The sequence below is a fragment of the Pyrolobus fumarii 1A genome (assembly GCF_000223395.1).
Lineage (GTDB): Archaea > Thermoproteota > Thermoprotei_A > Sulfolobales > Pyrodictiaceae > Pyrolobus > Pyrolobus fumarii.
In genome coordinates this window covers 350777-363194 of the sequence record NC_015931.1, presented here as the reverse complement: position 1 = coordinate 363194, position 12418 = coordinate 350777, and the positions used below count along the sequence as shown (strand labels likewise).

Genomic DNA, 12418 nt, shown 5'->3' with positions numbered 1-12418 from the left:
CTACTGTCGCCCTACTCGACCCCCGGCTAGTCTAGCTGCCGCTGCAATGACAGCCGCCAGGGCCATTACAATGGAGCCGCTCCAGACTAGGATTGCTCCGGGCACCAGCTTGACTTCCACAACGACACCCTCAGTTACGAGTGGAGACTTGTCAACGCTGTACTTCTCTGCGAGAAGGTAAAGCGCGATAGCATCAGCCTCTAGTATGACGCCGCGTAGGTTTGGATCCATCCTACGCGCATTGTCCAGCTGCAACCCGGAGGCTATGAGGGCTGCCAGCGCGAGCCTCTTGACAGGGTCCTTGATTACCTTGAATGCCTCGTGCAGATAGTACACCGCGAGGTCGTGGAATACGGGAGTGTAGAGCTGGCCCATGGGCAACAAGAACGATACATCGCTTTGCACCGATGGCGGGTGTACCGCTATGTACACGTCGGTCACGCCTAGCGGCGCGTGTAGAACCTCAGAGACTAGACCATGGATGCCCTGTATCTCGCCGTTCACCTCGAATCGTAGTATAGCCGGCACCTCTAGCCTCGCGCCGCTCTCCGGGTCAACGATGGCAAACTTCAGCTTCACATACGCGGTTGCGGGGACGAAACGCGGCGCATCTATACACCCGCCGCGTAGGTGTATGAAGACGTTGTGCGACATCTGGTATACTAGCGGGTGGTATGTTTCGCATCCCGTGTAGTTAGCAGCTCTTAGGATTATGCTAGAGTTGGTCAGGATGCTTGCGAGCGTGCTGTTTGCTATCGCCTCTATGAGGCTCTTAAGCCTCTCGTTGCTGTTCACGAGTATGTAGTAGGCGATGGATGCCGGCAGCGTCTTGGCCAGACCCACGTTGACGCGGATACCGTTAGCATAGAGTGTACCGTCAGCCACGAAGCCGATAACGGGGCCTAGGACTAGAGTGTCGTTGCCTACTATTCTAGCCTCTTTCTTCCGTAGGCTCTCCGGCGTCACGTAGAATCCTATCCCGCGTACCTCGAGCACACCCACACCCTGCACCGTAATGTTAACCGACTTGTCGAACATTACCAGGTAGAACATGTGGCTCCCGAGCTGCAGGTCCTTCGCTACACCCTTCGCGTATAGAGTGGCGTTGCTAGAGTTCACGTAGACCGCTACAACCGTGCCTACGACTGCGCCGCGAGTAGTCCACGGTTCTATCGCGAAGCTTAGCGTCACATTCTCCAGCACAATGCTCGTGTTGTCGCTGCTCAGCGTCGAGGTGATGTTGTTCACTATATCACGGTAGCTTATTGTCGCGCTGCAACCCTCGGGGCACAGCACTATACTCCCATTCATATGGAATGTTTTGTCTTCAAGGCTGCGCACTAGGAGGACCCGCGGGTCGCTGTTCCACAGCCTCTTGCCCTCCATGTAGCTCTTGTAGAGCGAGGCAACATCGAAGTGCAGAGTCAGTAGCGCGTCCTGTGCAAGGAAGTATGTGCTGCTCCTGCCAGCGTAGGGCGTGAATATGTCGACGGGCTCCTCTATTACGCCGTACTCGTAACCCTCGAATACGAGTAGTTTCCCGCCGGGCAGTTGTATAGAGTCGCCTGGCTTCAACGTGTAGCTCTCGAAGTAGGCCTGGTTGTAGGAGTAGGTGCCGCCGAGGAAGACGCCGAGAAGCACCAACGCGAAGCCGAGGTGGATCAAGGCTATGCCTAGGTAATGATCCGTTGGTATACGGGCACCGCTCTTCAAGCTGTCACGTATACGTAGCGCGATAAACACTAGCGTCGAGACTATGGTTGTCGCGGCGAACACGATACCGACGACCATCATGATGTTGGTCGCTTGTGGCGAGAGGGGTGCAAGCGTGAGCCCACCACTGGCGACTCTATAGGCTAGCAGCACCGCCGCTAGAGCAACAGAAGCCATTAGAGATGCTATGCCTCTCCATCCAAGCCTATCACCGATGAACGCTATCGCGATGCCGGTGAGGAGCGCGAGTGCCACCGGGTATAACACTGGGTGGTAGAAGCGTATCCCGCTGTCCATCGTCGGTGCTGTAGCCCGCTGACCCACCGCCGTGAATATCGACGGCATTAATAGCGATGATGTGACGAACAGCGTCGCTAGGAGCAATGCTATCGTCGCAATACCCATGCCTAGGTTGAACGGCGTCCTTACCCATTTCCTCACCTCGCGGGCCACGCCCTCGGCCTTCACGAGGAGGTACAGGCTTAGCACCAGTAGTGCCATCGATACCGAGATTAGCGTCAGAGAGGCTATGCCGGGAGCCGCGAAGCTGTGCAACGGGCTCAAACCTGTCCTAGTGACGTACATTGCGAGGTAGACTGTTGAGGTTGTTAACGCCGCTACACCTGGAGCGAGCGAGGGCAACGCTACCATTACGTGTGGTACTGTAGTGGCGGCCAGCCACACCATGAGCTCCGCCGTCTCGACGGGATCCCATGCCCAGTAGCCGCCCCACCCGAACGTCTCGTAGCTCCACAAGCCGCCTAGCATTATGCCGAGTGTTAGCATAGCCCAGCCTATCTCGTAGACCACCGTTATGCTCCTAGAGCGTAGCCCGAGTGCAAGGGCGAACGTGGAGACTGCGAGGAGGGCATAGCCGCCGAAGGTTGTGAGGGGGTGAGGGTATATCCAGAAGCTCTTGAGGAGCGGGTTTAGGCCCATGCCGGTTAGCTGCGGGTTGGGATTCAGATCGAACGCGCCGTAGAGTATCGCGGCTATGAGGGCCACACCGCTTAGCCACGGTGCAACAGCTAGATACACGCGGTTGTTCTCGACGCTCCTGGCTACGAGGTAGGCTCCTATAGCCGCTATCACCGCGTAAAGGTAGAGGCTACCTCCGCCGGTGCTCCACGCTGTCGCGGGCAGCAGCCACTCTGGCAGCGCCTCGCTTGTAGACTCGTATACCGGCTTGAGGCTATAGTCGCGAGTGACGAATGGTATTGTGTATACCACCCACGCGGCTATAGCGAGAAGCGCGGAGAGCATCAGCATCTTCTTGGACTTTGCTAGTCTCCCGCGCAGCGCCTCGAGACTAGAATAGGCGAGAAGCGCGAGAAGCGCAACCGCAGGGATTATGGTATAGTGGTAACCTACGAAATCACTCATTTAATCAATCCCTCGTTTTAAAACACCATGAAGCAACGCCGTATTAAGCGTGATGCCGCTCAGCAATCCTATAACTCGTCATCCTCTCCGCACCGAGGGTGTCATCATCGCAGTTGCGGCTGGTCACTCTAGCAGCTTAACAGCCTCCTCTATACTCTTGACCGAGCCCACTTTCACTAGCTTCCCGTCCACGACAACCGCTGGTACAAACGGTGCTGGTAGCTTCCCACCCATCTTCTCATACTCCCTCGCATCTATCACGTCGAGCTCCAGCTCGTTAGAGGCTGCTACTACTGGTATGAAGTTACGCAGCGTCACGAGGCAAGGCCTACCAGGTATCACGTATATCTCCACGCGACGCTGTTTTGCCTCGACGCTCGGCGGTTCAAGCACACCGCCGGCATACAGTAGCGACTCGACTAGGGGACCCAACAATATACCGTCCATGAGGCCATGGTAGCGCAGCCTACCCTCGAAGCATGTCACGACACGTATGGAGGGGGGCGGGGGCAGCTTCCTATCTGTCCGCTCCTCACGTATGACCAGCTTGCCACCCGATAGATCAGAAAAGCTGCGAAGCACATCTAGCATTACCTTAGATGCCTCGTTCTCACCCTGCTCCACGATAATCTCGACGCTCCTCTCCAGGCTCGCCAGCTTCCGCAACAGTTCGGATAAGCGCGGCGCACCGTACGCCTTCAGGAGAGTGTCTATAAGTATGAGGTTTAACTGCGCGGTCACTGCGCTCAGCCCCGTTTCTGCTCGTGCCGTGGAACCACACGAACCTTATACACATCACCTTCAAGACTCTCCTCTACTATCTGCACGACATCATCTAGCATCGCGAGCGCCTCCCGCACTTCCCTCGCATTACTCTTCTTAGTGATTATCTCGAGACCCTCGTCCTCGCCGAGCTCCACGAGCGCCATGTGTATCATAGCAATGGGGTTCGCGCATGGCACGCGGCTAGCCCCGACCTCAAGCCTCTTGAACCGCATGGCCCCGCTGCTCCCGCGGGTACAATACACCAAGCCGCCGGTTCACTATATTGCGGGTGCCACAAGCCGTGTATGAGAGACCCTTTGTCCTACACTTTTCTACGATGACCATTGACGGTCGAATTGCATCCGCTACCGGCTATAGCATCTTGAGCTGCAAGTTCGACAAGCTTAGGCTCTACCTGCTTAGGGGTATGGTAAACGCTGTAATGGTCGGAGCTAGCACCGTGAATATCGACAACCCTAGACTTGCTCGTAGAATTGGAGATGTCAAGCCCTACTACCGTGTCGTCGTCGATGGGCGTCTTTCGACAAGCCCCAACGCAAGGGTGTATAACGATACTAGCGTACCTACCATCGTGTTTACCGGTGGCAGCGCGCCACGCGAAAAGATAGAGGAGTTGCGCCGTAGGGGTGTGGAGGTTGTCGTGGTTGGTGAGGGACACCGCGTTAACCTAGGGGATGCGCTGAGGATTCTGCTGGAGAACTATGGAGTGAAGAGGGTGCTAGTAGAGGGTGGCGGTGTGCTGGCACACAGTTTGCACAGGGAGAGGCTAGTTGACGAGCTTCGCGTTACCATAGCCCCAGTGTTGTTCGCGGCGGGAAGGAGCATTGTAGACGATCCGGAGGGTCGAGGGTTCACCGAGTGGCCAGCATCACCAAGGCTTAGTCTCGAATGCCACGAGGTATGCCCTTGCGGGCATTGCATACACCTAGTTTACCGCGTACGAGATGCGCAATGCTGTCCCGTGTCCACTCCGCCTCCTCGCTGCCTTGCAGATAGGATACTCCGAGCTGCACGCCTGTAGAGTGTAGAGATGCTTCCTCACATGCCTGTGGGCGTAGTAGCCTCATACCCATTCTTTGCCATGTTTTATTTACAATATATGATTGCGACCGTTCTGCTTTAATTTTGTAAATTACACTAGGGATGCTTAATTCTTCCCGCTGTTAGGAATAGTGAGACCATACCGGTGGTTGGCTAGTGAGTCTACGAGGCTATCTACTCGCGTTCGCGGCTGTACTCATCCTACACTACCTTCCTGTCTTCACCCGCTCGCTGCCCGTAGACTTGTTCACGTATTGGAGTGTCTTGAGCCTAGCTTGGCTGATACTCACCATCGTGTACTTGAAGAGGGTGGGGTGATAGCTTGAGCGTGGCTCTGTGGTTCGCCGGTCTCTTTGTACTGTTTGTCGCCGTGGGCTCGCTGATTGCCTGGCTCTCTCGCCGGATGGGTATCAGGACTGTGGAGGACTTCTACACTGCTGGCGGTAGGCTTGGTGGTTTCCTAGCGGCGTTGACCTACGCTGCCACCACGTACAGCAGCTTCATGATGGTTGGCCTCGTGGGGTTCGCCTACTCTACGGGTGTGGGCTCGTTAGGCTTCGAGCTAGCGTACCTCATAGCCACTCTTGGCTTGCTATCGCTCGTGGGCCCGAGGATATGGCGTATGGCGCGTGAGAGGGGCTGGGTTAGCCCGAGCGAGGTGCTTAGCGGTGTATACGGCTCTAGGACGCTGGGTGTAGCTGTTGCTCTGCTTTATCTCGTCGCTCTTGTGCCTTACGCCTCTGCCCAGTTCATTGGCGTTGGGCGCGTGTTCGAGGGGCTGGGCCTAGGCTTCGCCTATGGAGTAGCAGCCATGTTCATCCTCAGCGCGTTGTGGACACTCATCGCTGGTATGTGGAGCGTTGCGACGACAGATGCGTTCCAGGGCACGTGGATGATAGCCACGGCTATCGCGCTAATAGCGTGGTTATCAACGCTCATAGCCGGGCATGATGTTGACGTGGCACGCCTCGTCTCGGAGAAGGGTCTTCTAGACTTGACGAGCTTCTGGACCCCATCGACGTTCCTGGCGTTCACCATCCCGTGGGTCTTCTTCGCGGTGACCAACCCGCAGGTAGTCCAGCGCCTCTATGTCCCGAGGGACGCCAAGTCCTACCGGAGGATGGTGACACTCTTCGGGCTGTACGGGTGGGCCTACACGCTGCTAGTAGTCGGCATAGGGTTGATAGCAGCTGGGCTCAGCGCCGCGAATATCCTGCCGCCCGTCGACGCCCGGGATAAAGTTACGCCAACACTGCTGACTCTCGCCCCCGCGCCTCTCGCAGCCGCGACCTATGTGGGCATAGTGGCCGCGAGCATCTCTACGGTAGACAGCATAGTGTTGAGCATTGCGAGCGCCTTGTCACACGAGCTTGGCCTTAGGGGGCTCAAAGCAGCGTACATCGCCGTGCTGCTGATAAACACTGCAGCTGCCGCCGTGGCCCTATCCAGGCCCGCGCCTATAGTCGAGATGAGCGTACTCTCATCGCTATTGCTACTGCCGCTAGCCGTCCCGACCATAATAGCGGCACTATCACCGCAGAGTGCCCGCGGCATGGGAGGCTATGCTCTCGCGTCTATAGTATCCGGGGTTGCCATAGCCTTCGCCGCGGCACTCATACTGGGACCGAAGAAGGCCTTCATCTTTAACATATGGGGCGTACCATTATCGCTCATCGTGCTAATAGTGTCTACGGTGTTGGTGCTACCAGTGCTGTTGAGGCACCGAGGCTAAGAGAACATCGGGTGGAGCACCTCGTACATAATGTGTAGGTAGACTATTTTTAGAAGCAACACCTCGTATCCAGCCAAGTTACCCACTATCACGTCCTATTTGACACCAAGTATTCTCTTCTCCACCTCGGCTACGAGCTTCTCGACACGCTTCAACGCCTTCTCGACGTCTCGTACACTACACCAACCTTCATAGAAACATACGTGCATCGTTTGCCCGGCGTGCCAGGCGTCACTAACCCAGTCTCCAAGCTCATCCTCAAGAATCCTCTTATACTCCCATAGTTCCCCGTGGCTTGCCAACCTCCTACCATCCCTCCAAGAAGCATAAGCCTTCACGGCTAGAGCCGTGGCACCCCAAACCTTCTCGGCAGCCTGCCTAGCATCGCCCCGTTTCACCTCCTTCCGAGCCTGCTCTAGCAGCTCCCTAGCAGCAACGATGTACTCACGTGCTCGTTCTGCTGGATCGAGATTCCTAGTGAGGAGCTCAACCATGTACTCCTCTAGGGTGAGCCCATGCCTCACAGCCTCCCTCCTTAAACGCTCGACTATAACCCGGGGTAGCGTTACAACAACACTCACACTATACACCAATTAAATGCTCGTGATGAACGATGCTTTAAACACCTGACACAAGACGCACGGAACGCAAACATGGATTTTACGTACGTAACCCCTTCTAAGCACGACGAGAGCGCAAAACGCACCTACTACACTTCATTTTGATGATACTCGCCATAGCCGGATAGACTGGCACCCCGAATCAGGTAATCTAGAGTTTCGCCAACAGAGTGGATATCGGCTGTAACCGTGGTGGGTATAGAAGTGGAGCCGCCGCCGGGATTTGAACCCGGGACCTCCGCCTTACCAGGGCGGCGCTCTGCCAGCTGAGCTACGGCGGCACCGTCCGCGAGGTGATTTCCGTACAAACGGGTTATGTGGTTTACGGCTAGTATAGTTTTGTTTTCATCGTAGCCCCGCGTCTTGCCTAGCGTTTGGCTACTACCGTGAATTCCCCTTTTCTCAAGAGTCTCTTACCATCATCGGTCTCTATTATCACGAATTTTACCTTTCCCTCGGGGTCCTTGACCTCCACCTTCCCCTCGTAGACGTACATTTCTCTCGTTACTTGGTGCCTTGTTGCCAGGTTGGAGCCTCCTGGGCCCTCGCGTACTACTGTGACTGCGCGTAGCCTGGCTGGGCGGTAGTAGATGAGCGTCTTTGCGCCTTCAAGCGTGGACTCCGCGTATACCGCCTCTTTGCCCTCGCTGGATACTCTCGCCTCTACGATTAGGTTTCTGCCTCGCTTTCTGGCCTCTGAGACTATGCGGGTGAGCTTGTCGTAGAGCCTGCTTACGTCCTTCTCCTCGCCTATCTCTACTTCCTCCCGTCTGGCTATGCGTAGGACGGTGAGTTTGACCGGCCCCACGGTTATCTCGACGGGCTCGTAGTAGATTATCTCGGCTTTCATCCGCGCCGCCCCGTATACCGTTGATGGCGTCGCTCTATGTGTTGGTTGCCTGCCGTGTTACTGGGGTGGCTCTCTGCAACCCTGGCTGGCGTGCATAGTGTAGCGGGTGGGGTGGGTAGCTAGGGTTGAGGATGAGGAGGCTTGTGCTTGTCAAGGGCGGGTATGAGAGGGTTAAGGAGGCTCTCGAGAAGTATCGCGAGCAACTCTACCATTATAACTCTCTCATCTCGGGCACGGGGTTCTACCTCAAACCCCTCCACATAGTGTATCACACGCTGGCCGACGGTACCCGCAAGAAGTACCACTACTATGGGCGCTACTGGTACCGCCTCGAGAGGCGCAACGGGAGGCTCGTGTGGAGGTACGTGGGGCGCGAGAAGCCGCGAGAGCTTGCAGACGCGCCGGACCCCCCGCCTAACCCGTTGGATGGCCTCCGTTTCGCGAGGATAGGGGATAGCAACGACATCCTACTCGACTACGAGACGTTCGAGAGGTTCAAGTGGCTGTTTGAGGGGCTGGAGACGCTCATCCTTGAGGTTGTCCCGAGCCGCCGCTCTGCTGGGTTGCGGCCAGCACGGCGAGAGCCAACGGTATAGGCTCGTAGCCCTCTTGCACCCTCTTCACCTGGTCACGGAGCCACGAGGCTAAGCCCAGGCCGGCCATGAAGGCTGACAAGCCCTCCTCTACGCTGGGCTCGCTGAGCATCGGGGCCCACAATTCCATGTAGAACTCGCCCTCTACGCCCACACCCACCGACACCTTTGTGATCGGGGCGACCGTTGAGGCAGCCCATAGTAGCTTGCATGCTGCCTCCCGCCCGAGTCTCTCGACAACCACGCTCCGGTAGTTACGAGCCACCACCGTTACCCGTAGCCTGTCCGAGTCACACACCGCCGCCACCAGCATCTCCAGGCCCGTCTCGGGGTCGCGGAACGGGTAACCCAGCACCCCGATGTCCTCTTCTAGCCTGGCCTCTATGCCTAGACTCTTCACCAGAGCCTCGCGCAGACCGCGCAGCGTTTCAAGGCAGGCGGGCAGCTCTCACACCCCGCGTACGGCCGAGAGGCTACCACGTTAAGGCGCGTATTTAAAACGGAGGTTACCACTAGAACATTGTAACTGAGGTGCCACCAGAGTGCCCGAGACGAGAGAAGTCCGCCTCCGCGTTGCAGAGGCGCGGTCGAAGGACGTTGGCAGGAAGATAGCCAGGATTGATAGGCGTACGATGAGGCAGCTTGGCGTCGAGGTCGGGGACTTCATAGAGATTGAGGGTCCAAAGGGTACGGCTGTGGCGCAGGTCTGGCCGCTGCCGCCAGACGAGGAGGGCAAGAGCATCATAAGGATAGATGGCTACATACGCGAGGCTATTGGCGTGGGCATCGGGGACTACGTGACTGTCAGGAAGGCTAAGGTGCAACCTGCTATCCGTGTTGTCCTTGCCCCCACAGAGAGAATACCCGTATCCCGCGACTTCGTCGAGTACGTGAAGGAGTTCCTCCTTAGGCGCCCAGTTACCCGCGGAGAGGTCGTCATCATACCCTTCTTCGGCTCTGCACTACGCCTGGTCGTCGTCTCGACGCAGCCTGGCCAGGCTGTCTACATCACCGAGCAGACCGAGGTGGAGCTGCGCGAGGAGCCTGTGAAGGAGGAGCAGGTGCGCAGGAAGATACCGAGAGTAACCTGGGAGGATATCGGCGACCTTGAGGAGGCAAAGGAGAGGATACGCGAGATAGTCGAGCTGCCATTGAAGCACCCGGAGCTCTTCAAGCACCTTGGTATCGAGCCTCCGAAGGGTATCCTGCTCTATGGGCCTCCCGGTGTAGGCAAGACGCTACTCGCGAAAGCACTTGCTAACGAGATTGGAGCCTACTTCATTGCTATCAACGGCCCGGAGATAATGAGCAAGTACTACGGCGAGTCCGAGCAGAGGCTACGCGAGATATTCGAGGAGGCCGAGAAGAACGCCCCAGCAATCATCTTCATCGACGAGATTGACGCGATTGCACCGAAGCGCGAGGAGGTAACAGGCGAGGTCGAGAAGCGTGTTGTCGCCCAGCTCCTAACCCTAATGGATGGCCTCAAGGAGCGCGGCAAGGTCATCGTTATCGGCGCTACTAACAGGCCGGACGCCATTGACCCGGCGCTTAGGAGGCCCGGCAGGTTCGACAGAGAGATCGAGATCAGGCCTCCAGACAAGAGGGCACGCAAGGAGATACTCCTGGTTCACGTGAGGAATGTGCCCCTCTGTGACGAGCAGAAGGTCAAGGAGGGCCTATGCAGCCCTGGCGACGTGGTAGACCTGGATAGGATTGCCGAGATGACGCACGGCTACACTGGCGCCGACCTAGCAGCACTCGTCAAAGAGGCCGCGATGAACGCGCTAAGGAGGTTCATCAAGAGCGGCCAGATAGATCTCAACAAGCCGATACCCACCGAGACCCTCCGCAAGCTCGTCGTGACAATGAAGGACTTCCTCGATGCAATGAAGGTGATACAGCCGAGCCTCATCAGAGAGATCTATGTTGAGGTTCCTGAGGTGCATTGGGATGATATTGGTGGTCTTGAGGATGTTAAGCAGCAGCTTCGTGAGGCTGTGGAGTGGCCCTTGAAGCACCCAGAGGTATTCGAGTCGATGGGTATTCGTCCGCCGAAGGGGATTCTGCTCTTCGGCCCGCCGGGTGTCGGCAAGACCCTGCTCGCGAAGGCCGCTGCAACCGAGAGCGGCGCCAACTTCATAGCCGTGAGAGGCCCAGAGATACTCTCAAAGTGGGTAGGCGAAAGCGAAAAAGCAATACGAGAGATATTCAGGAGGGCGAGACAAGTAGCACCAACCATCATCTTCTTCGACGAGATTGACGCCATTGCACCAGCTAGGGGCATGAGGCACGACACTAGCGGCGTGACGGACAGGATTGTGAACCAGCTGCTTACCGAGATGGACGGCATCGTGCCGCTTCAGAATGTGGTTGTGATTGCTGCCACTAACAGGCCGGACATCCTAGACCCGGCGCTGCTCAGACCAGGCAGATTCGACCGTCTCATCTATGTGCCACCGCCAGACAAGAAGGCGAGGCTAGAGATCTTTAGGATACACACTAGGAAGATGCCGCTGGCTGACGACGTGGACCTAGAGAAGCTTGCCGAGATGACAGAGGGCTACACGGGCGCTGACATTGAGGCTGTGTGCCGTGAAGCCGCAATGATAGCGCTTAGGGAGGCTATCCAGAAGGGCCAGGGTCTAAAGCCGCAACCAGTGCGCATGGAGCACTTCCTCAAGGCGCTGAAAGCAGTGCCGCCGAGCCTAACGAGAGAGGATATACTCCGCTACGAGAGGCTTGCGAGAGAGCTCAAGAGGATGGTCATCTAAAAGACTGACCCCGCGGAGCCCTATTCTCTTGCACCTCGGCTTGCTTTTTAGTATACCTGTGTTTTGTGCTACACTTCTTGTTTTCTCTCATCTCATCCTCTGGCTAGCCTAGTGGCTGGGGCCCCTTCTAGCAGCTCGCGTATCGGGTTTTCACGTAGCCCCGAGCCTATCACGACCTCGCCAACTCCAGCCTCTAGAGCCTCGACTGCCATCATCACCTTTCGGTTCATGCCAGGCCCTATCTTTTCTAGCAGCGCTCTGGCCTCATCCGGTGTAAGGCTCTCCACAAGCTTGCCATCAATCAGCAGTCCGTCGACGTCTGTGAGAAGGATTAACTTGTCGGCTCTTAGTGCCTTCGCTATCTCTGCCGCGGCCTGGTCGCCATCCACGTTGAGCATCTCGCCTTCAGTGCCTAGTGCTAGGGGTGCGACTACCAGCGTGAATCCTGCATCTAATAGTCTAGTCATCGCGTTTGCATCTACGCTTCTTATCTTGCCCGTATAGCCGCCTGGCAGTAGCCTCTTCCTCCCGGTCTCCGGGTCGATAACGATCACGTGCTTCTTTCTCTCGGCGCGGATCATGCCTGCATCCACACCGCTAACGCCTAGAGCCTTCACACCGCGTTTCTCGAGACCTGCGACAATCCTCTTGTTGAGCAGACCTGCCAGCACCATCACGAATACCTCTAGCTCTTCCTCATCAGTGTAGCGGAAGCGAACTCCGCTTGCAGACATCATTATCTTTGGCTCGACCCCCATCTTCTTGGAGTACTCGGTTACCAGGTCACCGCCACCATGCACGAATACTACCTTGTGGCCCTCCTGCACTGCCCACGCTATCGAGTCGAGTATACGCTCCATGTTCTGCTCGAGGGCTCTTCCTCCAGCCTTTACGACTAGGAGCATGCGTGTCCCCGCGCTGGCTCG

The 12418-nt window shown here is 56.9% G+C and carries 12 protein-coding genes and 1 tRNA gene; 5 read left to right on the top strand and 8 right to left on the bottom strand.

Annotation, left to right across the window (positions count from 1 at the left end):
- The 3 genes from ccsA to PYRFU_RS02035 all read right to left on the bottom strand — a co-directional run bounded on the left by ccsA (position 1) and on the right by PYRFU_RS02035 (position 4094).
- Positions 1–3096, bottom strand: a complete 3096-nt coding sequence (gene ccsA, locus PYRFU_RS02045; RefSeq protein WP_014025946.1) for a cytochrome c biogenesis protein CcsA — start codon at positions 3094–3096, stop codon at positions 1–3.
- Positions 3097–3219: 123 nt separating this feature from the next.
- Complete coding sequence (locus tag PYRFU_RS02040; protein WP_014025945.1) at positions 3220–3837, bottom strand: thioredoxin family protein; 618 nt, start codon at positions 3835–3837, stop codon at positions 3220–3222.
- A 5-nt stretch (positions 3838–3842) separates the two neighbouring features.
- A complete protein-coding gene (locus PYRFU_RS02035) occupies positions 3843–4094 on the bottom strand; it encodes a hypothetical protein (protein ID WP_048191363.1) in 252 nt (83 codons plus the stop codon).
- Positions 4095–4150: 56 nt separating this feature from the next.
- Between PYRFU_RS02035 and PYRFU_RS02030 the strand changes: the two genes are divergently transcribed.
- From PYRFU_RS02030 to PYRFU_RS02025, 3 genes are all read left to right on the top strand, one after another.
- Positions 4151–4903 carry a dihydrofolate reductase family protein gene (locus PYRFU_RS02030; protein ID WP_341871671.1) on the top strand — a complete coding sequence of 251 codons (753 nt, stop codon included), beginning with the start codon at positions 4151–4153 and terminating at the stop codon, positions 4901–4903.
- Between the two features lie 176 nt (positions 4904–5079).
- Positions 5080–5241 carry a hypothetical protein gene (locus tag PYRFU_RS10340; protein WP_014025942.1) on the top strand — a complete coding sequence of 54 codons (162 nt, stop codon included), beginning with the start codon at positions 5080–5082 and terminating at the stop codon, positions 5239–5241.
- Between the two features lie 10 nt (positions 5242–5251).
- Complete coding sequence (locus tag PYRFU_RS02025; protein ID WP_244403884.1) at positions 5252–6655, top strand: sodium:solute symporter family protein; 1404 nt, start codon at positions 5252–5254, stop codon at positions 6653–6655.
- 95 nt (positions 6656–6750) lie between these two features.
- Here the strand turns inward: PYRFU_RS02025 and PYRFU_RS02020 are convergent, their stop codons facing one another.
- The 3 genes from PYRFU_RS02020 to PYRFU_RS02010 form a co-directional block, all read right to left on the bottom strand.
- Positions 6751–7236 (bottom strand): PaREP1 family protein, encoded by a 486-nt coding sequence (locus PYRFU_RS02020; RefSeq protein WP_244403864.1) that lies wholly within the window; start codon positions 7234–7236, stop codon positions 6751–6753.
- 244 nt (positions 7237–7480) lie between these two features.
- Positions 7481–7556 (bottom strand) — tRNA-Thr (locus PYRFU_RS02015).
- A gap of 86 nt (positions 7557–7642) precedes the next feature.
- Positions 7643–8125 carry a hypothetical protein gene (locus PYRFU_RS02010; RefSeq protein WP_014025939.1) on the bottom strand — a complete coding sequence of 161 codons (483 nt, stop codon included), beginning with the start codon at positions 8123–8125 and terminating at the stop codon, positions 7643–7645.
- A 131-nt stretch (positions 8126–8256) separates the two neighbouring features.
- Between PYRFU_RS02010 and ubp the strand changes: the two genes are divergently transcribed.
- Positions 8257–8721 (top strand): UBP family nucleoid-associated protein, encoded by a 465-nt coding sequence (gene ubp, locus PYRFU_RS02005; protein ID WP_482822341.1) that lies wholly within the window; start codon positions 8257–8259, stop codon positions 8719–8721.
- Here the strand turns inward: ubp and PYRFU_RS02000 are convergent.
- The gene (locus tag PYRFU_RS02000) at positions 8651–9118 is read right to left on the bottom strand and encodes a hypothetical protein (RefSeq protein WP_014025937.1); all 468 of its coding nucleotides are present in this window, start codon (positions 9116–9118) and stop codon (positions 8651–8653) included. The genes ubp and PYRFU_RS02000 overlap by 71 nt on opposite strands.
- A gap of 142 nt (positions 9119–9260) precedes the next feature.
- On the opposite strand from PYRFU_RS02000, the gene PYRFU_RS01995 reads away from it, so the two are divergent.
- On the top strand, positions 9261–11492 hold the full coding sequence (locus PYRFU_RS01995) for a CDC48 family AAA ATPase (RefSeq protein WP_014025936.1): 2232 nt from the start codon (positions 9261–9263) through the stop codon (positions 11490–11492).
- A gap of 92 nt (positions 11493–11584) precedes the next feature.
- Here PYRFU_RS01995 and PYRFU_RS01990 read toward each other — a convergent pair whose 3' ends face one another.
- Positions 11585–12397, bottom strand: coding sequence for a [LysW]-aminoadipate/[LysW]-glutamate kinase (locus PYRFU_RS01990; RefSeq protein ID WP_014025935.1), 813 nt, complete (start codon positions 12395–12397; stop codon positions 11585–11587).
- Positions 12398–12418: the final 21 nt, after the last annotated feature.

Coding starts and splice junctions, on each gene's coding strand:
- ccsA (WP_014025946.1), bottom strand. CDS start 3,096: ATGAGTGATTTCGTAGGTTACCACTATACCATAATCCCTGCGGTTGCG.
- PYRFU_RS02035 (WP_048191363.1), bottom strand. CDS start 4,094: ATGCGGTTCAAGAGGCTTGAGGTCGGGGCTAGCCGCGTGCCATGCGCG.
- PYRFU_RS02010 (WP_014025939.1), bottom strand. CDS start 8,125: ATGAAAGCCGAGATAATCTACTACGAGCCCGTCGAGATAACCGTGGGG.
- ubp (WP_482822341.1), top strand. CDS start 8,257: ATGAGGAGGCTTGTGCTTGTCAAGGGCGGGTATGAGAGGGTTAAGGAG.
- PYRFU_RS01990 (WP_014025935.1), bottom strand. CDS start 12,397: ATGCTCCTAGTCGTAAAGGCTGGAGGAAGAGCCCTCGAGCAGAACATG.